Origin of the sequence: Kocuria sp. WN036, from assembly GCF_002287015.1 — a bacterium.
In the GTDB taxonomy this organism is placed as follows: Bacteria; Actinomycetota; Actinomycetes; order Actinomycetales; family Micrococcaceae; genus Kocuria; species Kocuria rosea.
Genome location: NZ_NSKF01000020.1, coordinates 26419 through 50722, shown reverse-complemented (window position 1 = coordinate 50722; position 24304 = coordinate 26419). Strand labels below are relative to the sequence as shown.

The 24304-nt window shown below is 74.3% G+C and carries 23 protein-coding genes and 1 tRNA gene; 11 read left to right on the top strand and 13 right to left on the bottom strand.

Going from position 1 to position 24304, the window contains the following annotated elements; genetic code table 11:
* Positions 1–2: 2 nt before the first annotated feature.
* Complete coding sequence (locus CK505_RS12960; protein WP_095651320.1) at positions 3–500, bottom strand: FHA domain-containing protein; 498 nt, start codon at positions 498–500, stop codon at positions 3–5.
* Positions 501–1277, bottom strand: a complete 777-nt coding sequence (locus CK505_RS12955) for a DUF3662 and FHA domain-containing protein (RefSeq protein WP_095651319.1) — start codon at positions 1275–1277, stop codon at positions 501–503. It lies immediately after the preceding gene.
* Positions 1278–1449: 172 nt separating this feature from the next.
* Here CK505_RS12955 and CK505_RS12950 point away from each other — a divergent pair, with 172 nt between their 5' ends.
* Genes CK505_RS12950 through rraA form a run of 3 tightly spaced genes read left to right on the top strand, consistent with a single transcriptional unit; the run spans position 1450 to position 4284 of the window.
* Positions 1450–2196 carry a PepSY domain-containing protein gene (locus CK505_RS12950; RefSeq protein ID WP_095651318.1) on the top strand — a complete coding sequence of 249 codons (747 nt, stop codon included), beginning with the start codon at positions 1450–1452 and terminating at the stop codon, positions 2194–2196.
* A 4-nt stretch (positions 2197–2200) separates the two neighbouring features.
* The gene (locus CK505_RS12945; protein WP_095651317.1) at positions 2201–3763 is read left to right on the top strand and encodes an MDR family MFS transporter; all 1563 of its coding nucleotides are present in this window, start codon (positions 2201–2203) and stop codon (positions 3761–3763) included.
* 41 nt (positions 3764–3804) lie between these two features.
* Positions 3805–4284 (top strand): ribonuclease E activity regulator RraA, encoded by a 480-nt coding sequence (rraA, locus tag CK505_RS12940; RefSeq protein ID WP_017834086.1) that lies wholly within the window; start codon positions 3805–3807, stop codon positions 4282–4284.
* Positions 4285–4310: 26 nt separating this feature from the next.
* Here rraA and CK505_RS12935 read toward each other — a convergent pair whose 3' ends face one another.
* The 4 genes from CK505_RS12935 to CK505_RS12920 all read right to left on the bottom strand — a co-directional run bounded on the left by CK505_RS12935 (position 4311) and on the right by CK505_RS12920 (position 8976).
* Positions 4311–5939, bottom strand: coding sequence for an amidohydrolase (locus CK505_RS12935; protein WP_035930231.1), 1629 nt, complete (start codon positions 5937–5939; stop codon positions 4311–4313).
* 125 nt (positions 5940–6064) lie between these two features.
* Complete coding sequence (locus CK505_RS12930; protein ID WP_095651316.1) at positions 6065–8101, bottom strand: NADPH-dependent 2,4-dienoyl-CoA reductase; 2037 nt, start codon at positions 8099–8101, stop codon at positions 6065–6067.
* Between the two features lie 72 nt (positions 8102–8173).
* Positions 8174–8722 carry a hypothetical protein gene (locus tag CK505_RS12925; protein ID WP_017834083.1) on the bottom strand — a complete coding sequence of 183 codons (549 nt, stop codon included), beginning with the start codon at positions 8720–8722 and terminating at the stop codon, positions 8174–8176.
* 29 nt (positions 8723–8751) lie between these two features.
* On the bottom strand, positions 8752–8976 hold the full coding sequence (locus CK505_RS12920) for a hypothetical protein (protein ID WP_017834082.1): 225 nt from the start codon (positions 8974–8976) through the stop codon (positions 8752–8754).
* A gap of 224 nt (positions 8977–9200) precedes the next feature.
* Here CK505_RS12920 and CK505_RS12915 point away from each other — a divergent pair, with 224 nt between their 5' ends.
* The 4 genes from CK505_RS12915 to CK505_RS12900 all read left to right on the top strand — a co-directional run bounded on the left by CK505_RS12915 (position 9201) and on the right by CK505_RS12900 (position 12895).
* The gene (locus CK505_RS12915) at positions 9201–9764 is read left to right on the top strand and encodes a Dps family protein (protein ID WP_095651315.1); all 564 of its coding nucleotides are present in this window, start codon (positions 9201–9203) and stop codon (positions 9762–9764) included.
* An 83-nt stretch (positions 9765–9847) separates the two neighbouring features.
* Entirely contained in the window at positions 9848–10615 is a 768-nt protein-coding gene (locus CK505_RS12910; RefSeq protein ID WP_176475344.1) for an endonuclease/exonuclease/phosphatase family protein, read from the top strand.
* A 307-nt stretch (positions 10616–10922) separates the two neighbouring features.
* Positions 10923–11648 carry a DUF1028 domain-containing protein gene (locus tag CK505_RS12905; protein WP_017834079.1) on the top strand — a complete coding sequence of 242 codons (726 nt, stop codon included), beginning with the start codon at positions 10923–10925 and terminating at the stop codon, positions 11646–11648.
* A gap of 47 nt (positions 11649–11695) precedes the next feature.
* Positions 11696–12895 (top strand): CapA family protein, encoded by a 1200-nt coding sequence (locus CK505_RS12900; protein WP_255250954.1) that lies wholly within the window; start codon positions 11696–11698, stop codon positions 12893–12895.
* 3 nt (positions 12896–12898) lie between these two features.
* Here CK505_RS12900 and CK505_RS12895 read toward each other — a convergent pair whose 3' ends face one another.
* The 3 genes from CK505_RS12895 to serA form a co-directional block, all read right to left on the bottom strand.
* Positions 12899–13786 carry an endonuclease/exonuclease/phosphatase family protein gene (locus tag CK505_RS12895; protein ID WP_017834077.1) on the bottom strand — a complete coding sequence of 296 codons (888 nt, stop codon included), beginning with the start codon at positions 13784–13786 and terminating at the stop codon, positions 12899–12901.
* Between the two features lie 157 nt (positions 13787–13943).
* Positions 13944–16955, bottom strand: coding sequence for a glycosyl hydrolase family 65 protein (locus CK505_RS12890; protein WP_095651312.1), 3012 nt, complete (start codon positions 16953–16955; stop codon positions 13944–13946).
* A gap of 50 nt (positions 16956–17005) precedes the next feature.
* On the bottom strand, positions 17006–18202 hold the full coding sequence (gene serA, locus CK505_RS12885; RefSeq protein ID WP_095651311.1) for a phosphoglycerate dehydrogenase: 1197 nt from the start codon (positions 18200–18202) through the stop codon (positions 17006–17008).
* 273 nt (positions 18203–18475) lie between these two features.
* Between serA and CK505_RS12880 the strand changes: the two genes are divergently transcribed.
* Positions 18476–19666: a M14 family zinc carboxypeptidase gene (locus tag CK505_RS12880; RefSeq protein ID WP_095651310.1), complete on the top strand. Its 1191-nt coding sequence runs from the start codon at positions 18476–18478 to the stop codon at positions 19664–19666.
* A gap of 91 nt (positions 19667–19757) precedes the next feature.
* Here CK505_RS12880 and CK505_RS12875 read toward each other — a convergent pair.
* Positions 19758–19844 (bottom strand) — tRNA-Leu (locus tag CK505_RS12875).
* 147 nt (positions 19845–19991) lie between these two features.
* On the opposite strand from CK505_RS12875, the gene CK505_RS12870 reads away from it, so the two are divergent.
* Positions 19992–20849 (top strand): formate/nitrite transporter family protein, encoded by an 858-nt coding sequence (locus CK505_RS12870; RefSeq protein WP_095651309.1) that lies wholly within the window; start codon positions 19992–19994, stop codon positions 20847–20849.
* 3 nt (positions 20850–20852) lie between these two features.
* On the opposite strand, the gene CK505_RS12865 is transcribed toward CK505_RS12870, so the two are convergent.
* On the bottom strand, positions 20853–21635 hold the full coding sequence (locus tag CK505_RS12865; RefSeq protein ID WP_017834072.1) for a metal-dependent hydrolase: 783 nt from the start codon (positions 21633–21635) through the stop codon (positions 20853–20855).
* A 181-nt stretch (positions 21636–21816) separates the two neighbouring features.
* Here CK505_RS12865 and CK505_RS12860 point away from each other — a divergent pair, with 181 nt between their 5' ends.
* Positions 21817–22575 (top strand): alpha/beta fold hydrolase, encoded by a 759-nt coding sequence (locus tag CK505_RS12860; RefSeq protein ID WP_095651308.1) that lies wholly within the window; start codon positions 21817–21819, stop codon positions 22573–22575.
* A gap of 25 nt (positions 22576–22600) precedes the next feature.
* On the opposite strand, the gene CK505_RS12855 is transcribed toward CK505_RS12860, so the two are convergent.
* Positions 22601–22888 carry a hypothetical protein gene (locus tag CK505_RS12855; RefSeq protein ID WP_035925795.1) on the bottom strand — a complete coding sequence of 96 codons (288 nt, stop codon included), beginning with the start codon at positions 22886–22888 and terminating at the stop codon, positions 22601–22603.
* Positions 22889–22965: 77 nt separating this feature from the next.
* Complete coding sequence (locus CK505_RS12850) at positions 22966–23613, bottom strand: S-adenosyl-L-methionine-binding protein (RefSeq protein WP_095651307.1); 648 nt, start codon at positions 23611–23613, stop codon at positions 22966–22968.
* A 211-nt stretch (positions 23614–23824) separates the two neighbouring features.
* Here CK505_RS12850 and CK505_RS12845 point away from each other — a divergent pair, with 211 nt between their 5' ends.
* A complete protein-coding gene (locus tag CK505_RS12845) occupies positions 23825–24298 on the top strand; it encodes a thioesterase family protein (RefSeq protein WP_095651306.1) in 474 nt (157 codons plus the stop codon).
* Positions 24299–24304: the final 6 nt, after the last annotated feature.

Sequence of the window (24304 nt, the reverse complement as noted above, 5' to 3'; positions counted from 1 at the left end):
CGTCAGGACCTCAGTTCCAGGACGGTCTTGCCCACCCGGAACGGGGTCCCGGGGTCGAGTGGCACGGCCCGGGAGAGGCGCTGCTGGCCGACGAAGGTGCCGTTGGTGGAGCCGAGGTCCTCGAGGAACCAGCGGGAGCCCTGCGGGAACAGCCGGGCGTGGCGCCCCGAGGCGTAGTCGTCCCCGAGGGGCACCGTGGCCTCGGGGGAGCGGCCCAGCAGCACCGGGGCGTTGCCCAGCGGGTAGCTGCGGCCGCGGAGCGGGCCGTCGAGGACGACCAGGGTCTGGGGACGGGAGCGCTGCCCGGTGCTGGGGCCCGCGGCGGGCGGCGCCGGGTCCTCCGCGGCGCCCCGGCGCTCGGCGCGGGACCTCGTGAGCGCCGCCGGGAGCTTCCCGCCGACCGCCAGGTCACGACCCTGGCTGGCGACGATGCTGAAGATGAAGATCCAGAGCAGCGCCAGGAAGCCGAAGCGGAGCAGGGTGACGGTGAGTTCGGACATTCAGCGGTTCCCCTTCGGGGTCAGGAGGCGGAACGTGATCCTGGTCCGACCCATGGTGATCACGGAGCCGTTGACCAGCTCGGTGCGGCCGATCACCCGCTCCCCGTCCACGTAGGAACCGTTGGTGGAGCCGAGGTCCACGGCCACGAAGTGCTCGCCCTGCCGCCGGATCTCGAGGTGCTTGCGGGACACGCCGGTGTCCTCCACGGTGATGTCCGCCTCGGCGGAGCGGCCCAGCACGATCGAGTCCGCGTTCAGGGAGTAGCGCGCGCCGTCGACGTCGAGCACCGGGATCCAGTGCTGCGCGGGCACGGAGCGCGTCGGCTCCCCCTCGTCCTCCTCCCGGCGGTGGCCGCGGGCGATCCGCTGCCCGCTCGGGGTGGCGGGGGTGTTGGGGGACTCGGCGGTGCGCTGGGCCGAGGAGTGGACGCGGAACTCGCCGGCCTCCACCTCCGGGTTGCGGGTGAAGGACACCTTCACCGCCCCCTGGAGCGTGTAGGCCTGGCTGCGGGCGTGCTTGATGACGACGTCGCACAGCTCCTCCGCGAGCGGCGTGCCCCAGTCCTGGGCGCGCGGGAAGTCCTCGTCCGAGAACTCCACGACGAAGACGTTGGGGGCCATGGTGCGGCCGGCGGAGATCGTGAACGCCTCCTGGTCGAGCTCCCGCCGGAGGGCGCTGGCGATCTCGACGGCCTCCACCCGCTTCCGGGAGCCGGTGGAGAAGGTGGCGCGGACGGCCTTCTCGATGTTCTTCTCGAGGCTCTCGAGGAATCCCATGCCGCCTCCTTCCTGGCGTCGATCACGGTGCGCATGCACCCGGTCCCGGGTCAGGCGTTCTCCAGGATAGTAGACGCGACGCCTGTGAGCCCGGTGGGGGGTCCGCGCCGGGCGGGTCAGCGCCCCGGTCACGTCCTTGCCAGGGGGTCCGCAGGGGAGAAGAATCCCGGGTATGAAGCACACTGACCGAAGGCACCTGTCCCTGGCGGCGCTCGCCCTCTCCGCCCTGCTCCTCACAGGCTGCGGCGGCGACGGGGGTGACGGCGGCGCCGGAGGGGACGGCACCACCGCCCCGGCGGAGACCGGCGCCCCGGCCGACACCGCCACCCCCGACGACAGCGCGAGCCCGGACGACACCGCCACCCCCGACGACAGCGCGAGCCCGGACGACACCGCCACCCCTGACGACAGCGCGAGCCCCGACGACGACGGCACCGCCACGGCCTCCGGCTCGGCCTCGCCCTCGGAGAGCCCCACCGACGACGCCACCGGCGGGTCCGGCGGCGAGGCAGCCGTCGTGGCCTCCGCGGTCGCCGCGGCCGAGGACGCGGTGGGCGGTGACGCCCAGGCCTTCGAGATCGGACGGGAGGACAGCCCGGCCAGCTGGGAGGTCACCGTCGCCGCCGACGACCGCGAGCACCAGGTGTACGTCTCGCAGGACGGCGAGGACGTGATCAGCCAGGAGGAGGAGGGCGGCCTCGACAGCGACGACGGCGAGAAGCTCGCCCAGGTCCGGGTGCCCCTCGACGAGGGGCTGGCCACGGCGCTGGAGACGGTCAACGGCACGGTCGACGAGGCGCAGCTCGAGACGGAGGACGGCACGACCGTGTGGGAGGTCGAGATCGACGAGCCGGACGGCAACTCCGTGGACGTGTTCGTCAACGTCGAGGACGGCTCCGTGCTGAAGATCGACCGCTGACCCCGTGGTCGCGGACCCCGGCCGCACGGAGCGCCGCCGGCTGCGGCTGACGTTCCTGGGCCTGCTCATGGCGGTCCTGCTGGCCGCCCTCGACCAGACGATCGTGGCCACGGCGCTGCCCTCGATCGTCGGGGACCTGGACGGGCTCGACCGGATCTCCTGGGTGGTCACGGCGTACGTGCTCGCCGCCACCGTGGGCCTGCCGGTCTACGGGAAGCTGGGCGACCTCTACGGGCGCAAGCGGATCTTCCTGGTGGCCGTCGTGGTCTTCCTGCTCGGCTCCGTGCTCTCGGGCGCCGCCCAGGACATGACGCAGCTCATCGTCCTCCGCGCGCTGCAGGGCCTGGGCGGCGGCGGCCTCCTGATCGGGGCGCAGGCGATCATCGCGGACCTCGTGCCGGCCCGCGAGCGCGGCCGGTACATGGGCGTGATCGGGGCGGCCTTCGGTCTCGCCTCGGTGAGCGGGCCGCTGGTCGGCGGGTTCCTCACGGACCTCGTGAGCTGGCGGTGGGTGTTCTACATCAACCTGCCGCTGGGCCTGGTGACGCTCCTGTTCATCCCCCGCTTCCTGCACCTGCCGCACGTCCCCCGGGGACGGGTGCGCCTCGACGTGCTGGGCACGGCGCTGCTGGCGCTGGGCAGCGTGGCGTTCGTGCTCCTCACCACGTGGGCCGGCACGGCGTACGCGTGGTCGAGCCCGCGGATCCTCGGCCTCGCCGGGGCGGTCCTGGTGCTCGGCGTGCTGTTCGTGCTGGTGGAGCGCCGCGCCGCGGAGCCGATCATCCCGCTGCACCTGTTCCGCGTGCGCAACTTCGTGGTGCCCACCGCGGCGGCCGTCGGCATGGGCGTGATCATGTTCGCGACCATCACCTACCTGCCCACCTACCTGCAGATGGTCGACGGCGCCTCGGCCACCACCGCCGGCCTGATGATGATCCCCGTGACGGCCGGGATGCTCGTCGGCACGATCGGCACCGGCCGCCGCATCGCACGCACGGGGCGCTACAAGCACTGGCCCGTGCTGGGCTCCGCGGTGATGGCCGCCGGGCTCGCGCTGCTCTCGCTGATCAACGAGTCCACCCCGTACGCCCTGACGGCCGCGGGGATGGCCGTCACCGGTCTCGGCATCGGCTGTCTCATGCAGAACCTCGTCCTGATCGTGCAGAACGCGGTGCCGCCCGCGGAGCTGGGGGCCACGACGTCGTCGTCGAACTTCTTCCGCCAGATCGGGGCGTCCTTCGGGATCGCCGTGTTCGGCTCCGTCTTCGTCGCCCGGCTCGACGACGCGCTCGGGGGCCGCGCCGTGCCCGCCCTCGACCTCGACGCCCTGAGCCCCCAGGTGCTCGCGGGACTGCCCGCCCCGGTGCAGGAGGCCGTCGCGCAGGCCTTCGCCCAGGCGCTGCCGCCGATCTTCCTGTGGGGTCTCCCGGTCGCGGCGGCGTGCCTCGTGCTGTCCCTGCTCATCGAGGAGATCCCGCTGGGCACGACCGTGCCCGCCGCGCGGGAGGAGGCGCCGGGGCCGGCCGCGGCGCCCGCCGGGGCCGAGCGCGGCGGTTCCGCTGGCTAGGCTGGTGCCGGAACCACCACCGGATGCCTCAGGAGCAGCTCATGACCGATCCGCGCCCGTTCACCACCGCCGACCTCTACGACGAGCGCGGGGAGCAGCTGATGTCCTGCCCGCGCCAGTTCCTCGACCTGGGCGGGACGGCCGCGTTCACCGGGCCGGTGCGCACGGTCCGCTGCTTCCAGGACAACGGCCTGGTGAAGGCCGTGCTCAACTCCCCGGGGGAGGGCGCGGTCCTCGTCGTGGACGGCCACGGCTCCATGGGCACCGCGCTCATGGGGGACATGATCGCCGAGTCCGCGGTGCGCAACGGGTGGGCCGGGGTCATCATCAACGGCCCCGTGCGGGACCGGGTCGCCCTGGCCGGGCTGCCCCTCGGGGTCAAGGCCCTGGGCTCCAACCCGCGCAAGTCCGCCAAGGACGGCGTCGGGGAGCAGGACGTGCCGGTCGTCATCGAGGGCGTGACCTTCCGCCCGGGCCGGACGGTGTGGGCCGACGAGGACGGGATCCTCGTGGAGGGCTGAGCGCTGTCCGCTCCGTCCGGCGCCGTTCAGCCGGCGCGGTGGGTGAGCCGGCCGCCGCGGTAGGTCGCGCGCACGCCGATGTGCTCCACCGACCCGCCCCGCCGGTGCACCTCGAGGGGGTTCTCCTCCAGCACCACCAGGTCCGCGAGCTTGCCCGGGGCGAGCGAGCCGATCCGGTCGAACATCCCCAGCGCCTTCGCGGCCTCGGACGTGTAGGCGGCGAGGGCCTGCAGCACGTCGAGCCGTTCCCCGGCGGGCCCGAACCGCCGTCCGTCACCGTCGAGGCGGTCGGTCCAGGCCTGGACCGAGCGCAGCACGTCGCCGTCGGCGACCGGCCGGTCGGAGCTGCCCGCCAGCCGCACCCCGGCGTCGAGGAAGCTGCGGCCCCGGTAGGTCCAGTCCGTGCGCTCGGGGCCCAGGAGCCGGCGGAACTGGGCGGCCATGGGGCGCAGGAAGCCGATCTGCGGGGTCACCACGATCCCCGCGGCCGCGAGCCGCGGCAGCTGGTCCGGGCGGGTGATGCTCGCGTGCTCGATCCGGTTGGGCAGCCGGTGGCGCCCGTGCTCGTCCTGGCAGCGGGTGATCACGTCGATCGCGAAGTCGATGGCCCGGTCCCCGATCGCGTGGGCGGCCACCGACCAGCCCGCACGGTACGCCGCGTGGATCGCCTCGGCCATCTGCTCGGGGTTCTCCTGGAAGTAGCCCGTCGAGTGGCCTCCGCAGAACGCCTCGGTCACGGCGGCGGTCTCCCCGAGCAACGAGCCGTCCACGAACACCTTGACCGGTCCGAGCCTGAGCTCGTCGTCGCCGAAGCCGGTGCGCAGCCCGAGGTCGAGCCCGCGCTCGGAGCCGTCCCCGAGGCCGCTGATCCCGTGCAGGACGTCCAGCACGGGCATCACCTGGGCCCGGGCGTGCAGGACGCCGGCGTCCCGGGCCTGCTGGTAGGCCTGCAGCTCGGAGGGGTTGTGCCCGATCCACCCGGCGCCCACCCCCGCCTCGGCGAACGTGGTGATGCCCTCGGCGGCGTAGCGGGCGGTGGCGCGGTCGAGCGCCGCCACGATCCGGTCCACCGGGTAGGGGCGGAACAGCTCCTGCACCACGGCCTGGGCGGTCTCCTCGACCAGGCCCGTGGCGCGGCCGGTGTCGTCCCGCACCACCCGCCCGCCCACCGGGTCCGGGGTCCCCGGGGTGAAGATCTCCGCCCGCCGCAGCGCCTCGGAGTTCACCACCGCCGCGTGGCCGGACGTGTGCCGGACGAACAGCGGCGTGCGGCCCGTGATGCGGTCGAGGACGTCGATGTCGGGCAGCGACCCGCCCACGGTGGCGGGGAGGAAGCCGGTGGCCATGAGCCACTCCTCGTCCCGCGGCTTCGCGGCCATGCCGCGCTCCAGGGCCGCGTACAGCTCGTCCAGGGATGTGCAGCCGGAGAGGTCCACCTCCGCCAGGCCGAGCCCGAACCACGCGGTGTGGCAGTGCGCGTCCACGAACCCCGGCAGCACGGTGGCCCCGCCGAGGTCCACGGTCTCGGCCGCCGGCACGTCCGGGTCGTCGAGGACCACGATCCGCCCGCCGTGCACGCCGAGGCTCGACGCCGTCGGGCGGTCCGGGTCCATGGTCAGGACCGTGGCGTTGACGAGCAGGAGGTCGAGCTGCATGGGGATCCTTTCCGCGGGAGTGACCCCATCGTGGCACCCGGGGCCCGGTCCCGCACATCGCCGCACGGCGCGGCCCGCTCCTGGCCCGGCCCTGCCCCGCCAGGCCGGGCCCGGGCCGGGAGCGGTCAGCCCAGGGCGGCGACGAGCTCCGTGGCCTGCCGGATCGCCCGCTTGGCGTCCAGCTCGGCCGCCACGTCCGCCCCGCCGATGAGGTGCACCGGTACGGCGCCGGTGTCGTGGCCGGTCCCCAGCAGCGTGTCGTGCAGCCGCCGCAGCGGCTCCTGGCCCGTGCACAGCACCACGGTGTCGACCGGCAGCACCTGCTCGACCGGCTCCGTGCCGTCGGGTCCCGGCGCGGTGAGGTGCAGCCCGTCGTCGTCGATCCGCCGGTACACGACCCCGCTCAGGGTGCGGACGCCGCCGGCCCGGAGCGAGGTCCGGTGGATCCAGCCGGTCGTGCGGCCCAGGCCGGCCCCGAGCTTGCCGGGGGAGCGCTGCAGCAGCGTCACCTCGCGCGCCGGGCGCCCGGGCCGGGGCTCGACCAGCCCGCCCCGGGCGGACAGCGTCGTGTCGACGCCCCACGCGCGGTAGAAGTCCGTGCCGGCGGAGTGCAGGAGGAACTCGGCGACGTCGAAGCCGATGCCCCCGGCGCCCAGGACCGCGACCCGGCGTCCCACGGGCGCCCCGTGCTGCAGGACGTCCCGGTAGCCCACGACCGAGGGGTGCTCCACCCCCTCGATCGCGGGCACGCGCGGTTCCACGCCGGTGGCGAGCACGAGCCGGTCGAAGCCGCGCAGGTGCCCGGGCCCGGCCTCCGTCCCGAGCCGCACCTCCACCCCCAGTTCGGCGAGCCGCACCCCGTAGTAGCGCAGCGTCTCCGCGTACTCCTCCTTGCCGGGGATGCGCAGCGCCATCAGGAACTGCCCGCCGATCCGGTCCGCCGCCTCGAAGAGGGTGACGGCGTGCCCGGCCTCCGCGGCGCCGACGGCGAAGGCCAGCCCCGCGGGGCCCGCGCCGACCACGCCGATCCGCTCGGCCCGGCGGGTGGGGCCGAGGCGCAGCAGGGTCTCGTGCCCGGCCCGCGGGTTGACCAGGCAGGACGCCGTGCGGCCCGCGAAGGTGTGGTCCAGGCACGCCTGGTTGCACGCGATGCACGTGTTGATGGTGTCCGCCCGGCCGCGCGCGGCCTTGACCACGAAGTCCGGGTCCGCGAGCAGGGGCCGGGCCAGGGACACCATGTCGGCGTCCCCGTCCGCCAGGATCCGCTCCGCGGTCTCCGGGGTGTTGATCCGGTTCACGGCGACCAGCGGGATCCCGACCTCGCCCTTGAGCCGGCGCGTCACCCAGGAGAAGCCGCCGCGGGGGACGACCGTGGCGATCGTGGGGATGCGCGCCTCGTGCCAGCCGATGCCGGTGTTGAGCAGGGTGGCGCCGGCGGCCTCGACCGCCCGGGCCAGTGCCACGACCTCCTCGAGCGTGGAGCCGCCGGGGACCAGGTCCAGCATGGAGAGCCGGTAGATGAGGACGAAGTCCGGGCCGGTGCGCTCGCGGACGCGGCGGACGATCTCCACGGGCAGGCGCATCCGGTTCGGGTAGCACCCTCCCCACTCGTCGGTGCGGTGGTTGGTCTCGGCGGCGACGAACTCGTTGATGAGGTAGCCCTCGGAGCCCATGATCTCCACGCCGTCGTAGCCGGCCTCCCGGGCGAGCGCGGCGGTGCGGGCGAAGTCCTCGATGGTCCGCTCGATCTCCTCCGCGGTGAGCTCGTGCGGCACCACGGGGCTGATGGGGGCACGCAGGGAGCTCGGGGCCACGGCGGCCGGGGCCTTGGCGTAGCGGCCGGAGTGCAGGATCTGCAGGGCGATCCTGCCGCCCTCGGCGTGCACGGCGCCGGTCACCAGGCGGTGCCGGGCCACCTCCTCGGGGGTGCGCAGGAGAGCACCCCCGGCCCGGGTGGCGCCCTCGGGGTTCGGCCCCACGCCGCCCGTGACGATGAGTCCCACCCCGCCCCGCACCCGCTCCGCGTAGAACTCCGCGAGCCGCTCGAACCCTCCGGGCAGCTCCTCGAGACCGGTGTGTATCGATCCCATGAGCACCCGGTTGGGCAGGGTGGTGAAGCCCAGGTCCAGGGGTGCGAGCAGGCGCGGATAGGGCACGGTCATCTGATACTCCTCGTCTCAGGTACTTGGTCACCGTAGGCGAGGAGTGAGCCGCCTCACAAGCGCGGCGCGGGCTCAGAGCGCGGCCAGCAGGTCCTTCCAGGCCGCGCGCCACCGCACGACGTCCTCCGCGGAGGCCAGGCCGGTGTGCGCGAGGGCCACCGTGGCGCGGCCACCGGCCTTGGCGCCGATGTTCGCGGAGACCCTGGACCCGTCGGCGAGGCGAGCCCGCCAGTAGCGCCACTTCGCGGTGGCGGCGGTGGTGGGCGGCTGCTGGAACGGGACGCCGCCGACCTCCGTGCGGCCGGCCATGAGCGCGCTCCACCGGGCGAGCGCCTCCTCCGGGGTGCCGGTCACGGTGCGGCTCGCGCTCGCCCCGAAGGTGCCGTCCCCGGCCTGACCGGGCCGGCGGGCGCCCGTGTGCTGCTCGTAGGCCACCGCGACGGCCTGCGCCCACCACTCGTGGTTGTCGACGGCGCCCTCGAGCTGCTCGGCCACTCGGCGGGCGAGCTCGGCGTGGCCCATCGTCCGGGCGCCGAGCTCGTCGAGCCGGGCCGTCCAGGTCTCCCACGGGACGCCGGTGGCCCGCGCGATCCCGGCGGTGCTGGTGCTGCGGGTGCTCATGGGACCCAGGGCAGCGGCGGCGCGCCGGGTCAGTCCCCGGCCGTGGGGCCGGGGCCGCCTGCGCCCGCGCCGAAGTCCGGGTCGGCGGGGTCCGCGGCGTCCCCCGCGCTCGGCACGCGCTGGCCGGCGTTGGTCTGGCCCAGGGGGTCCGGGGCCGTCTCGAGGTCGCGCGCCGGGGTGTCGGGGACGCCGACGTCGTCGGCCAGGTGCGGGTCGTCGGGGAGCTGGTCGCCGGAGGCGGGAGTCGTGTCCATGGGCCCCAGCCAATCAGTGGCTCCGCGTCCTGGCAAGGCCCCGATCAGGCGTCCTCCGGCGGGCGCGCATCCCCCGGATATCGCGGACAGCGAAGCGAATGGACAGGGTGCTGACAGTGGGTGGGGGTCGTGCCATAGTGGGGGCAGAGGCCCGTCCCGCGGGCCGCCCGCAGTTGTCGAGCCAGGCCGCCGCCCGTGGCGGCCGGAAACACGGAGACGTACCCATGGCCACCCCGAACCAGCGCACCGCCCCCTACACCGTGCCGGGCCTGTCCACCGAGAACGGCCACGAGGTCGCCCAGACGCTCCAGCAGCGCCTGCACGCCCTCAACGACCTCCAGCTCACGCTCAAGCACGCCCACTGGAACGTGGTGGGCCCCAACTTCATCTCGGTCCACGAGATGCTGGACCCGCAGATCGAGCTGGTGCGCGGCTTCGTGGACGAGCTCGCCGAGCGCATGGCCACCCTGGGCGTGGGCCCCTCCGGCCTGCCGGGCGACCTCGTGCAGTCCCGCACCTGGGACGACTACTCGGTCCACCGTGCGACCAGCGTGGAGCACCTCGCCGCCCTCGACATCGTCTACAACGGCGTGATCGAGGACCACCGCGACGCGATCCAGAAGGTCGGCGAGCTCGACCCCGTCACGGAGGACATGCTCATCGGCCAGGTCAAGGAGCTCGAGCTCTTCCAGTGGTTCATGCGCGCCCACCTCGAGAACAGCGGCGGCGACCTCCAGCACGGCGGCGCCCGCACGGAGCAGGGCGCGGCGGAGTCCGCCGCCCAGTAGTCCGCCCCGCGACCGTGGCAGCCCACGCCCGCCCCGGCCCCGCCGACCCCCGTGGTCCGCGGGGCCGGGGCGCGTTCACGGCCATGACCTTCAACGTCCGGCGCCCCCTGCCGAAGTACGGCCGGACGGCGCCGGACGCGTGGTTCACCCGGGCCCCCGCCGTGCAGGCCGTGCTCCGGGCCCACCGGCCGGAGCTGGTCGCCCTCCAGGAGGTCCTCCCGCAGCAGCTGCACCCCCTGCAGCAGGCCCTGGGGCCGGACCACGTCCTCCTGGGCGGGGGCCGGGACGCCGACGGCGGCGGCGAGCGGTGCCTGCTGGCCGTGGACACCACCCGCTTCCGGATCGAGCGCTGGCAGCAGCGGTGGCTGTCCGCGCTGCCGGAGGTCCCGGGATCGAAGGTGCCGGGGGACCTCTTCCCCCGCACCCTGGTGCTGGCCGACCTCACGGACCGGCGCACGGGAGTGGCCTGGCGGGTGGGCGTCACCCACCTCGACCCGTGGCCGGAGCGGGCGCGGCTGCGCCAGCTGGCCGCGCTCCAGGGCCTCCTCCTCGGGTGGGACGGCCCCCTGGTGCTCCTCGGGGACATGAACGCGGCCGCAGGCCGCTCCCGCACCTGGGACGCCGCGCTCGCCGGCGGGCTGCGGGACACCCTGCCCCCGGACGCCGCGGGGACCTTCCCCCGCTACCGGGAGCCCGGGGCCAGGACGCCGCGCCTGGACTGGATCCTGTACGGCGGCCCGGTCCGCGTGCTCGACGCCCGGGTCCTGGCCGAGCGCCCGCGCGGGGTGTGGGCCTCGGACCACTTCCCGGTGCTGGCCGAGCTCGAGCACGACGGCGGCCCCGCCTCCTGAGGCCGGGGCCGCCGTGCCCGGCACGCGGCGCTCCCCAGGCCGGCGATCCGCGCTCCGCGTGCCATCCGCCGCCTCCCGGTGGTAGGAATGAGCCGTCCGCCCGGGAGCACCCGGCAGGTGCTGCGTGCGGCCGCCCTGCCGGTGCGCACCCGGTCGTGGGTGTCGTCCCACCCTGTGCACCCGGGACGGCCCGCCACCAGCACCGCGGGCCCGGCGTGCCGGGGCGGAGGACGTCCCGCCCCGGTCCGCGCGGGGCATCCATCGACAACGAACCGGCCGGCACGGACGTGCCGGCCAGGAGGTGCTCGTGACCTACACCGTGATCGCCCGGAGCGCGGACTCCCGCCTGCTCGGCGCCGCCACGGCGAGCTGCTCGCTCGCCGTGGGCAACGCCGTGCCGGCCCTCGTGCCCACCGCCGGGGTGGTCGCCTCCCAGGCGTGGACCAACCGGCGGCTGCGCTTCGAGATGCTCCGCACCCTGCACCACGGGGGCACGGCCGAGGAGGCGATCGCGGCCCTGACCGACGCCGACCCGGACCTGGCGCTGCGCCAGGTGGCCGTCCTGCCCGTGGCGGGGCCCGGCGCCCACCTCACCGGCAGCCTGTGCACGCCCTGGGCGGGGGGCGTGGCCGGGGCCGACTTCGTGGTGATCGGCAACTACCTGACCGGCCCGGAGGTCGTCGAGTCGATGCGCGCCGCGATGGACGAGGCGCTCACGGGGTCCGGGCCGACCAGCACCGAGATGGCCGGCGCGCTCCTGGCCTGCCTGCGCGCGGGCCGGGACGCGGGTGGGGACAGCCGGGGGCAGCAGAGCGCCGCGGTGCTCGTGGCCGACACGCTCGCGGGCTTCCAGTACCCCGTGCTGCTCGACGTCGACCTGCGGGCCGACAACTCGCCCACCCCGCTGGAGGACCTGGAGGAGATGCTGGCGCTGAAGGGCAGGGCCCATCCGGCGCCGGCCGAGGTGGTGCCCAGCACCGAGGTCCCGCACCGTCCCGAGGACGAGGGGCTCTGGTCGACGGTCCTGTCCTGACCTTCCGCGGGTGGGCGGCCCCCGCCGGGGTGGCCTACCCTCGGTCCATGAGTTCTCGTCGTGTCCTCCCGCCGGTGCGCTACGGCCCCGCGGCGGGCCTGGCCGCGGTCCTCCTGGCGGGGGCGACGGTCCTCGCCGGCTGCTCCCCGGAGCCGGCCGGGCCGCCGGCGAGCGCTCCGGACGGGACCGGGGCGGCGTCGTCGGCCCCCGCAGCGCCGGAGGCGGCCCCGGACCGGCTGGAGGTCGTGGTCACCGGCGACGTCCTGCTCCACCCGGGGCTGTGGGCGCAGGCCGAGGCGGACGGGGACGGGGAGCTGGACTTCGGCCCGCTCGTGGAGGGCCTGCGCCCGTTCACGGAGGACGCCGGCCTCGCCGTCTGCAACATGGAGACCCCGCTCGCCGCGGCCGAGGGCCCCTTCTCCGGGTACCCCTCGTTCGAGGTTCCGCCGCAGATCGTCCCGGCGCTGGCGGACCTCGGCTACGACGCGTGCACCACGGCCTCGAACCATGCGGTGGACGCCGGCCCGGAGGGCCTCGAGCGGACCCTCGACGTCCTGGCCGACGCCGGGATCGCGACCACCGGCACGTACCGCGCCGCCGAGGACGCGCGGGAGCCGCTGGTCCTGGACGCGGACGGCGTGCGGGTGGGCCTGGTGACCGGCACCTACGGGCTCAACGGCAACGTCCCGGACGCCGCGTGGCGCGTGGACCTGCTGGACGTCCCCGAGATGGTCCGCAAGGCGCGCGCGGCCCGGGCGGCGGGGGCGGAGATCGTGCTGGCCGCGGTGCACGCCGGCGAGGAGTACTCCTCGGCGCCCGACCGGCAGCAGTTCGAGGTCACGCACGCGCTCGCCGACAGCGGGGAGTTCGACTTCGTCTACGGCCACCACACGCACTCGGTGCTGCCGATCGAGAAGCGCGGGGACACCTGGATCGTGCACGGCCTGGGCAACAGCGTCTCGGAGCACGCCACCCGGGTGCCGGTCAACAACGAGGGCCTGACGGTCAGCATGTCCTTCGCGCGCGAGGACGGGGAGTGGGTGGCCGGGGACCCGGTGTGGACCCCGCACATCCTCACCCTGGACCCGATCCGGTGGTGCGCGCTGCCGGCCGAGGACGTCTGCCGCTCCCGCGAGGAGGACGCGGCGTCCCTGGCGCGCACCGCGCGGACCGTGGGGTCGATGGGGGCGGAGGCCGACGGCGCCCGCCCGTGGCGCCCGCTCGCCCTCGGTCCCGCAGGGGAGTAGCGCTCAGTCCCGGTCGAGGGTGACGAGCGCCTGCACCGGGGCGTGGTCGCTGGGGTGGCCCCCCGCGAAGCGGGCGGTGTTGATCGCGGCGCGGCGCACCCGGACGCCGGGGCCGGCCAGCACCCAGTCGATCCGCTCCTCGCCCTCCACGGCCTCGCCGTAGTCCGGGAAGGTGCCCCACGCGGGGGTGAGCCGTTCCTCGGCGGCCGTCCAGGTGTCGGCGAGCACCCCGGAGCCCACGAGCGTCTCGTAAGCCCCGGAGTCCCCCGCCTCCGCGTTGAAGTCCCCGGTGACCAGGGTGGGGGTGTGCGGGTGGAAGCTGTGCACGAGCTCGACCAGGGCCTCCGCGCTGCGGTCCCGGGCGGTCTCGGAGTCATGGTCGAAGTGGGTGTTGACGAGCACGAGGTCGGTGCCGGTGCCGCGGTCCAGGAAGCGGCCCCAGGTGACGATGCGCGGGATGTCGTTGCCCCAGGTGGTGGAGCCGATGAGCTCCGGGGTGCCGGAGAGCCAGAACTGGTCCCACTCCACCAGCTCCAGGCGCCGGGCGTCGTAGAAGATCGCGGAGTACTCGCCCTTGCTGCCCCCGGCGCGCCCGTAGCCGACCATCCGGTAGCCGGCGGGCAGCGCCCGCTCCACCGCCGGCAGCTGGTGGTGGAGGGCCTCCTGCACCCCGAGCAGCGTGGGCTGCTCGAGCTGCAGCAGCCGCGCCAGCCGGGGCGCGCGGTCGGGCCAGTGGTCCGGGTTCCCGGCGTGCGTGCCGCTGTGGTGGAAGCGGATGTTGTAGCTCATCACGTGCAGGGCGCGGCCCGTGGCGGGACCGATGAGCGGCACCGCGGGATCGGCGACGCCGGGGGTCGTGGAACGGTCGAGAAGGACGGTGTCTGAGGACATCACTGCTCCAGGGTGGGGGAGTGCGGGGGCGTCGTCGTCCCATGGTGGACCGGGCGGCCCGACCACGGTGCCACCGAGGGGGAACCCCCGGTGATCATCCGGTGAACTCGTGGGGTCCTCCACGGGGACCGCGGCCCCGTGGCCGGCGGTGCACGGCTCAGGCATCGGTCACCGCCACGGGGAAGTGCCGGATCTGCCCGGCGGCGAGCTCGTGGACCTCGCCGTCGACGTTCACGCGCACGGGCTCGGCGGGGCCGGGGGCGAGGTAGAGCCGCAGCCCGGCGCGGGTGACCTCGACCTGGATGGGCTGGTCCCGGTAGCTGATCGAGAAGGACACCTTGGGCAGCTGCGGGGGGATCGCCGGGTGCAGCCACAGCATGTCGTCCCGGACCTCCAGGCCCGTGTAGCAGCGGGTGAGGATGTCCACGGAGCCGGCCATGGCCCCCAGGTGCACCCCTTCGCGGACCGTGTCCCCCTGGGCATCCACGAGGTCGCTGTTGAGCGCCCGGGTGAGGAAGGACCAGGAGCTGGGGCGGTCCCGGCGGGCCTCGACCCAGGAGTGCACCACGTTGGAGAGCGTGGACCCGTGCGAGGAGCGGTCGCAGTAGAAGGCGACGGTGGCCCGGACCGCCTCCGCCGGGAAGTCGTAGCCCATCTGCCCCAGCAGCTCCCGCAGCTCCTCCGCGGAGAACAGGTACAGCAGCATCAGGACGTCGGCCTGCTTGGCCAGCCGGTAGTCGTTCGTGGAGCGCCCCTCGGCGTCGAGGATGAGGTCGAGGCGTCCGATGTAGCCGTAGCGGGCCCGGTAGTCCTCCCAGGCGAGCTCCGGCAGCTCCTCGTAGCCCTCGAACTGGGCGAGGACGCCGCCGGCCAGGAACGGCACCCGCAGCCGGGTGCGGACCCGCTCCCAGCGGGCCACCTCGTCCTCCCGCAGGCCCAGGCGCCGCCACAGGGGCCCGCCGTAGTCCTGGCCGAGACGCTCGACCATCTCGACCGCCCGCGCGAGCAGCCACGCCGTCATGACGTTGGTGTAGGCGTTGTTGCGCAGCCCCGAGCCCGGCGCGCCCGGGGCGCCGTCGTGGAACTCGTCCGGGCCCATCACCCCCGTGATCACGTACCGGTCGTCCTCGGGGTCGTGCACCGCGAGGCTCGAGAAGAACCGGGCGATCTCCACCACGAGCTCGGCGCCCTGCTCGATCAGGAAGCGGGTGTCGCCCGTGGCCTGGTAGTACTGCCACACGCTGTGCGCGACCGCCAGCCCCACGTGGCGCTGCAGCCGCGAGTGGTCCGGGATCCACCGGCCGGTGCGGGGGTTGAACAGCGCCCGCGGGGTCTCCTCGCGGCCGTCGCTGCCGCTCTGCCACGGGAACATGGCCCCCTCGTGGCCGGCCGCGCGGGCCGCCGCCCGCGCCTCGGGCAGGCGCCGGTACCGGTAGGCCAGCAGCGCCCGGGTCCACTCGGGCCGGCGGAGGGTGAGCATGGGGTAGACGAACATCTCGTCCCAGAACACGTGGCCGCGGTAGCCCTCGCCGTGCAGCCCGCGGGGCGGGACGCCGGCGTCCAGGTCCGGGTGCGCGGCCGCCACCGACTGCAGGACGTGGAAGGTGTTGAGGTTCACGGCCAGGCCCTGCTGGCCGCCGGCGTCGGTGGCCACGGCGAAGGCGGACCACAGGGCCTGCCACGCGACCACGTGGGCGGAGAGCAGCTCGTCGAAGCCGCCCGCCCGCTCCAGCAGCGTGGACGCGGCGTGCGCGGGCGTGGCGATCGCCCGGTCCTGCGAGGTCACGAGGGCGACGACCTTCTCGACCCGCACGGCCCGCCCCGGGTCCATCCGCAGCCGCAGCTCGTGGCCCACCACGCCGGGCGCGGGCCGGGACGGGACCCGGGAGAGCAGCCGGTCCTCCGTGCCGCTGCGGAGCACCCGGGTGCGGGCGGCCACGGCGATCCGGACGCCGGACCAGGACGTGGCCACCTCGACCCGTGCGGTCCCGTGGCCCAGGTCCTCGAGCCGGGCGTCGGCCAGGTGCCGGCCGGCCAGGGCGGCGTGCTCCGCGACGTTGCGGTTGCGGACGTCGGCGTCCACGAGGCTGCGCACGGTCAGGGTCCCGCTCCAGTCCTCGGCCTCGAAGACCGTCTCCTGCCCCGCCAGATGGCGCTGGTCCTGGGAGACGAACCGGCGGGTGGTCACGCGGGTGGTGCGCCCGGCCTCGTCCCGGAAGCGCAGGGTGCGGGTCAGCACCCCGGTGCGCAGGTCGAGGTCCTGGTGGTGCTCCAGCACGTTGTCCGGGGTGGGCTCGAACCAGTAGCCGTCCTGGACGCGGTACTGCACCAGCAGCCAGTTGGGGGCGTTCACGAGGTCCTCGTGCTCCAGGACGAGACCGGCGGCCTCGGAGCGCAGCCGGTTGTAGACGCCCGCAAGGTAGGTGCCGGGGTAGTGCGTGCCGTCGGCCCGGGACTCGCTCGCGGCGCCGCGCACGGCCATGTACCCGTTGCCGAGGGTGCACAGCGACTCCCGCATCCCCTCGCGCGGCGGGTCGAGGTCGGCGTAGGTCAGGTTCCACGGGCTGCCCCCGCCGCAGCCGCCGGCCCAGTCGGAGTCCCCCGGGGCGGTGGCGACCGGGATGTCGAGGTCCGTGAGGTCGTCCACCACGAGGTGGGCGCCGGCGGCGAGCAGCCGGCCCCGCCGGCCCGCGCCGTCGAGCCCCACGACGAGCCCGAAGCCGTGGGTCACGGCGGTCCGCACCAGGCGGTCGCTGTCGCTGACCACCACGATGTGCTCGGGCTCCACCGCCAGGCGGCGGGAGGCGAGCAGCAGGGAGGCGGCCGGCGGGTGCGGGTCCGGCCCGTCCCGCCCCGCGGTGCCGTCCCGCGGCGGATCGGCCGCGACCACGATGTCCGCCGGCGGTCCCGCGCCCAGCTCCGGGCGGGTGGTGACCAGGGCCGTGAGCACGCCCTCGGCGCGCAGGCGGGCGAAGAGCTCGACGGCCCCCGCCTCGTGGCGCGGGTGCAGGACTCCGCCGGCGGGGCGTATCGGGACCGGGGCGGCGTCGTCGCCGGCGCGGGCGGTGTCGTCGGGGCCCGGTGCGGCCCCCGCCGGTGCGAGGGCGAGCACCACCGCTCCGTAGGTGCTCCTGCCGTGGACGGCAGGCTGCTCCAGGACGCCGCTCATGCGGTCATTGTGCCACCTGCCTCCGTCAGGAGCCGGAGGCAGGCGGTGCGTCAGTTGATGGTGCTGAGGCGGATGGTCTCGGGCAGCCCCAGGATCTGCTCGATGACCTCCCGGGTCACGCCGTTGCCGGCGTCCGTGACGAGGTAGCCGGTGTCCCCGCGGGTGGACAGCTGCTGACGGTCGATGTTGATGCCGTGGTCGCCGAGCACGCTGTTGACGGTCGCCAGCACGCCCGGGACGTTGCGGTGCAGGTGCAGGATGCGGGTGCCGTTGACGGCGGTGTCCAGCTGGACCTGCGGCATGTTCACCGACAGGGTCGTGGAGCCCGAGGTCGCGAAGGACGAGAGCTTCCCTGCCACGAACCGCCCGATGTCCACCTGCGCCTCCTGCGTGGAGCCGCCGATGTGCGGGGTGAGGATCACGTTGGGCAGGCCCTGCAGCACCGAGGTGAACGGGTCCCCGGCCACCTTGGGCTCGTTGGGGAAGACGTCCACCGAGGCGCCGGCGATGTGCCCGCTGACCAGGGCGTCGCGCAGTGCGTTGTAGTCGACCACCATGCCGCGGCACAGGTTCAGGAACAGGGACCGGGGGCGCATCCGCTCGAACTGATCCCGGCCGAAGAGGTTGTTGTTGCTGGTGCGCCCGTCCACGTGCAGCGAGACGGTCTCGACCCGTTCCAGCAGCTCCTCCAGCGTGTCGCAGCGCTGGGCGTTGCCCAGGGGCAGGCGGTCCACCACGTCGTAGTAGTAGACCCGCATGCCGAGGGTCTCGGCGAGCACGGACAGCTGGGAGCCGATGTTGCCGTAGCCCACGATGCCGAGGGTGCGGCCGCGGACCTCGTGGGCGCCCTCGGCGGACTTGTCCCACACGCCCTCGTGCATGCCCTTGTTCTTGTCCGTGAGGTGCCGGGCCATCGAGATGATCTCGGCGATCGCGAGCTCCACCACGGACCGGGTGTTGGAGTAGGGGGCGTTGAAGCACGTCACGGCGTGCTCGGTGGCGGCCGCCAGGTCGATCTGGTTCGTGCCGATGCAGAAGGCGCCCACGGACAGCAGCTGCGGGTGGGCCTCGAACACCTCCCGGGTCACGTGGGTCTTCGACCGGATGCCGAGCAGCTCGACGCCCTCGAGGGCGTCGACGAGCTCTCCGGTGTCGAGGGCGCCCTTGCGGGTCTCGACCTCGATGCCCTTCTCGGACAGGATGCGTTCGGCCTCGGGGTGGACGTTCTCCAGGAGCAGTGCTTTCACAGTCGCCCAGTCTATGGCTACGGCGCAGGGGACCGCGACGCCGGGCGTCACCCCGCGGCCGATGTGGCCCGGATCACCGGGCTCCGTGGGGGACCGGCCCGCGCGGAGCCCGTGGACGTTCCGCCGGCGGACGCAGGTCTACCGAGCAGTACTTCCACTGTTGCGGGCCGGCCGGTGACGGACGTGTGCCATCGCGAATAGCATCGCGAGCACCCCCTCAGGCGCGGCCCCCCGGGCCGCACCGGCAGCCCCATCCCCCAGGAGGACCAGCACATGATCCCTCAGCACCGCGACCTTGCGACCGCACGCTCCTCGGACCGCCCGCGCCGCCGGCGCCGGACCGCGGCGGCGCTCGCGCTCGCCGTCGCCCTTCCCCTCGGTGCCGCCGCACCTGCCGCCGCGGACGCGAACTTCCCCGCCACGGAGGGGAGGACCAGCATCTCGAGCATGCTGACCCCCGACGACGTGGAGCGGGAGCTGCAGAAGCTGGAGCGGACCAGCCGCCACGGTGTCGACGCCTTCACCCTCGCCGAGGCCGGCATGGAGGTGAGCACCTCCGAGCAGGGCCGGGACCTGTGGGTCGCGACCGTCGGCTCGGGGCCGGAGCACGTGTGGCTCCAGGGCCGGATCCACGGCAACGAGCCCTACGGCACCGACGCCCTGCTGAGCCTGCTCAAGGAGCTCGGCACCAACGGCTCGTCCGAGTACGAGCTGCTGCGCTCGAGGTTCACCTTCCACATCATCCCCATGTACAACCCGGACGGCGCCGAGGCCAACATCCGGCACACCGTCCTGTGGGACCAGGTCTCCGGCGCGCCGGAGGGCGGGACGCCGCAGCGCATCGACCTCAACCGCGACTGGACGGCCGAGGGCTTCGCGGCCGACGAGTCCCGCGCCTTCTACGAGTACTGGACGACGGTCGACCCGGCCTGGGGCGTGGACATCCACCACCAGGGCCTCAAGACGCAGTACGGGACCAGCGACGACGTCACCCTGTCCCTGGGCATCTCCCTCGCTCCCGGCGGACCGACCCTGCCGGGGCTCGAGGGCGGCGCCTACGACCGGCTCACCCGGCAGATGAACGTGCACGTCTACGACGAGCTCTCGAAGTACGGCTCCATCAACATCGACCGCTACCAGGTGGGCGGCAGCTACGAGATCGACATCAAGGGCGGTGTCGTCTCGGCGATGATGCTCGGCCTGGACCACGGCGGGCTCAACCCCGAGGGGCACTCCCACCCGGTGGTGTTCTTCGAGACCTCGGGCAACTCCTCGGACGGCAGCCTCGGTCAGAAGGCCCGCGGCAAGAGCGTGCGGCAGAACGTGCTCGCCGTGAAGGAGCTGCTGCTCGGCCTGGCCACCGGGGAGGTCCAGCAGGAGGACCCGGAGCGCTGGGACGAGATCCCGCACGCCCCGGTCACCGGCTACCAGACCGACTACGCCGGGGTGATCCCGGTCGGCTGAGCCCGGCCGCCGGGGCCCGGCTGCTCCGGCCGGTCCGGGGGCATCAAAAAGGCGAAGCGGGACATCCGTCGGATGTCCCGCTTCGCCTGTGTGGTGCGCGAGGGGGGAGTTGAACCCCCACGCCCTTTCGGGCACACGGACCTGAACCGTGCGCGTCTGCCTATTCCGCCACTCGCGCTGATGGATCACAGCGGCGGACCGCTGTGGGCAACGACGACAATCCTACCCACAGTCGCCCCCGTTGGCCAATCGTGGTCTCCGGCCTGCTGTCAGTAGGCTTGCCGCATCCCGGTCAGGGGTCGACGAGGGCACACAGGGGGCACGGATGGAACCCGACAGGGAGAATCTCGAGGAGAAGCGCAAGGAGCTGGGCAGGACGGACGAGCCGCTCGAGGACGAGCTGGTCGAGGAGTTCGAGAACACGGTCACCGAGGGCGCGGAACGCCTGACCCGCACGTGGCGGGCGATGACCATCACCGGACTCTTCGGGGGCATCGACGTGGGGGTGGGCATCCTCGCCTACCTGGCGGTCAAGGAGGCCACCGGATCGGACCTGCTGGCCGGCGCGGCGTTCGGCTTCGGGCTGCTCGCGCTCCAGCTCGCCCACTCGGAGCTGTTCACGGAGAACTTCCTGGTGCCCATCTACGCCGTCGTCTCCCGGCACAGCACCTGGTGGCAGCTGGCGCGCTTCTGGACGGTGACCCTGCTGACCAACCTCCTGGGCGGATGGCTGTTCACCTGGTTGATCGTGGCGGGGTTCCCGCAGTTCCACGACGTCCTTGAGGAGTCGGCGACCAAGTACCTCGAGGGGGGCCTCACCGTGGAGTCGGCCGCTCTGGCGCTGCTGGCCGGCAGCACCATCACGCTCGGGACGCGGATGAGCCAGGGATCCAGCAACGAGGTGGTGCACACCGCCATCGCGCTCATCGACGGCCTGCTGGTCGTCGGGCTGGGCATGCTGCACGGCGCACTGAACTCGGCGGTCATCTTCGGGGCGATGCACGCGGGCGCCGACATCTCCTACACGGAGTGGCTGGTGTGGATGCTGTGGGTCATCCCGCTGAACATGGTGGGCGGGCTCGTCATCATCACGATGCCGCGGCTCATCCGCACGCTCGAGCTGATCAAGAAGGAGCGCGGGCAGCAGGTGCGCGAGCACGCCGCCGACGGGCGGGTGGTCTGAGGCTCAGGCGACCACGAGCCCGGTGGTCAGGGCGAAGGCCCCCCACAGGCCCGTCAGGGCGAAGAGGGTGATCGGGGCGAGCAGCGCGATCTCCGCGGCCGAGCCGGCGTTGCCGATCAGCGGCACCGTGAGGAAGGACCGGTTCTTGTACACCGACCGGGGCAGGGGCAGCGGCATCCGCAGCGGGTAGAGCAGGTGGATCCCGCGCGTGGTCACCAGGTCCCCGGCCAGGTGGGCGACCACCCCCGTGGCCACGGCCGCGGCGAACCACCACTCGTGGGCGGGCGGGTGCAGCCCCACCAGGACGCCCAGCCCGATCCCCACGACCCAGTTGAGCTTCGCGACCCGGTCCGGCACGAAGGCGAGCACCTGCACCGCGAAGGCGATGAGGAGCACGGACATCACCGCGGCGAGCGGCCACACCCAGCCGAGGCCCTCGACCGGGATCCCGATCTTCTGCGCCGCGGCGGCCAGGCCGGTGAACACCGCCACGCCCAGCACGGAGTGGGTGCCGCGCCGGTGCCCGCCGGAGAGCCGGCAGATCCCGCGGGCCAGCCAGGTGGACAGCGGGCGCAGGGACCGGGCCACGGTCCCGTCCGGGTGGTCGAGGTCCGGCAGCAGCGCCGCCCCGGCGGTGACGAGCGCGCCGGTGAGCACACCGGCGTCGCCGACGTCCAGGACGCCCCAGCCGATCGGGACGGTGAGGTCCTGGAGGTGCAGCTGGTAGTCGGCGGTCAGCGCCACCCATGCGGCCGCCCCGCAGGCCGCATGGCTCGGTCCCATCATGAGAGTGATGTCCTCCTCGGATTTTCGGTGCGGTGGGGTCAGGGCGACCTCACCAGCGGAAACACTAGGGTCCCGGCCGGACAGCACAGCGCCGGGGGCTGCCCGACGGGCGCCCGGTGACACCGGATCGCCCGGGTCCGTAGGCTGACGGCCAGGACTCCGCCGACGGAAGGACAGCGCCGTGCTCCGATCCGATCGCTCCGGTTCGGGGGCGCCCACCCTGCTGCTGCTCCCGGGGCTGCTGTGCACCCAGCGGCTGTGGGACCGGGCGCGGCCGCTGCTCGAGGCCTTCCACGACGTGCTCACGGTGGACCTGCCGGGCGTCGGCGGCGGCGACCTCCCGGAGGGAGCCGCCGACCTGGAGGCGTACGCGGACCGGGTGTGCGAGGTGCTCGACGCCGAGGGGATCGAGCGTTGCGTGTGGGTGGGGCACTCGCTGGGCGGCTACGTGCTGGCGGCGGCCCTGGAGCGCCACGCCGATCGGATCAGCCACGCCGTCCTGGCCTACAGCACCACCGAGGCCGACGACGCGTCGGCCCGCGCCGGCCGGGACCGGGGGATCGACGCCGTGCGGGAGCACGGCGTCGCCGCCTACGCGGACCGGCAGATGCCCCGGACGTTCCGGGAGGACGCCCGCGAGGAGGACGTCGAGGCCGCGCTCCGGCAGGCCCGGGACTGGCCGGAGGACGCCGTGGTCCGGGCCCTGGAGGCCATGCGGGACCGGCCGGACCGCACACCCCTGCTGCTCGAGCACACCGAGCTGCCGGTGCTGCTCATCCAGGGGGACGACGACCCCGCGATCGACGCCCTCGACCCGGAGGAGAACCATGTCACGCGGATCGTCACGGACACCGCGCACATGGGCGTGCTCACCGACCCGCACACCTTCGCGGGCATCGTGCACGGCTGGGTGGCCGACGAGCTCGAGCGCTCTGCCTGACCGGCCCCCGTCGGGGAGCGGGGCGTCAGGGGGCTGCCACGGACCGCCACCCCGCGGAGTCCACCTCGACGACGACGGGTGCCCGGCCGCGCACGCTCCGCCGCCGCAGCGCCGCCTCGATGTCACCCGCGGGGGCGGCGACCACGAAGGTCTCGCCGCGGAACAGGTCGGCGGAGTCCTCGACGAGCGAGACCAGCTCCTCGGCGCCGCGGGCCGTGAACCGCTCGGCCACGCGCAGGCGCGCGGTCCACGGCGGGGGAGGGACGGCGTCGTCGAGGAGGACGGCCGTGGCCGGGCACTGCAGGTCGGTCATGACCCCAGTCTTCCCCTCGGGCCGCGGCGGGGGAAGGCGGGAGCCGCAGAGCACGGCCACCGGTCCCGGCCGACCGCTCAGTCCAGGGACTTGGGCCGCCACGGCAGCTGCTGGTCGCAGCCGGGGGTGAGCCAGGCCTTCACGAAGCCGCCGGACTGGTAGACGAACTCCCGCAGGTGACCCCGCGGCACGGCCGGGTAGTCGAAGGAGAGCACGTCCAGCTCCCCGGCGTAGCAGCGTTCCAGCAGCAGGCGGGAGCGGGCGACGTGCTGACGGTAGGTGAGCGCGCTGACGTGCTCCCACCCCCGCTGCTCGCTGAGCGCGCGCAGCTCCATGGCCTCGCCCTGGGTGGTCGAGGGGTCGGGGCGGAAGCAGATCACCTCGTAGTCCTGCTCGCCGTCCCCCGCGCAGGTCTGCGCGGCCCGCGTGTAGTACACCCGGCCCGAGGCGTCGCCGAGGTCGCCGGTGCCGGGGTTCGCCACGACCAGCACGGGCGCCACCCCGGCGTCCATCAGCCGCAGCGCCTCGGCCATGCGGGTCCGGTCCGGCGGGCCCAGCACGAGGTGGGCGTCCGAGCGCGCCGGAGCGTCGGTCCGGGGGTGCTGGAACGCCGTCCAGCCGGCGACCAGCCAGACCAGGAGCAGCGCGAGCACCGGGACGAGCACCCAGGTCGCCCGGGCGGAGCGGTGGACGGGGCGGCGGGTGGTGCGGGCACTGCGGGGCATCGGGGCCGCTCCTCGCCGGTCGTGGGGACGGAGGCCGGATCAGCCGACATTGTCGCACCCGCCGCTGGGCGCGGCCGCCGTGTGACGGGCCGAGGCCGCCCGGGCGGGCCGGTGCGGGCCTACGATGTAGCACGCCGGTGCGGTGCGCGCGGGCGTGCCGCGCGGACGTGCCGTGCGCACGGCAGGTCGAGGACCGAGGAGGACGGACCGCATGACGGTGGAGGACGAGGCCGGGGTGCTGTGCCGGGTGCCCATGCGCTGGGGCGACATGGACCCGTACGGGCACGTGAACAACGTGGAGGTCGTGCGGCTGCTCGAGGAGTCGCGGATCGCGGCCCTGGGCGTGCCCGTGGGCACCGGCGATCAGGTGGAGCCCCCGCTGATCCCGTTCTTCTCCGCGCTGCCGGAGGGCACCCAGGCGCTGATCACCGAGAACCGGATCAGGTACCTCCGCCCCCTCGAGTACCGCAACACGCCGGTGGAGGTCCGGGTGTGGGTCGTCTCCGCCCGCGGCGGGGCGCTGACGCTGGGCTTCGAGATCACCGACGTGGTCTCGCGCCGGGCGTGCGTGCGGGCCGAGACCCAGCTCGCGTTCTTCGTGCCCGCCACGGGGACGGTGCTGCGCATCTCGGCGGAGCAGCAGGAGCTCCTCGCCCCGCACGCGGGCCCGCGCGTCTTCCGCTGACCCGCG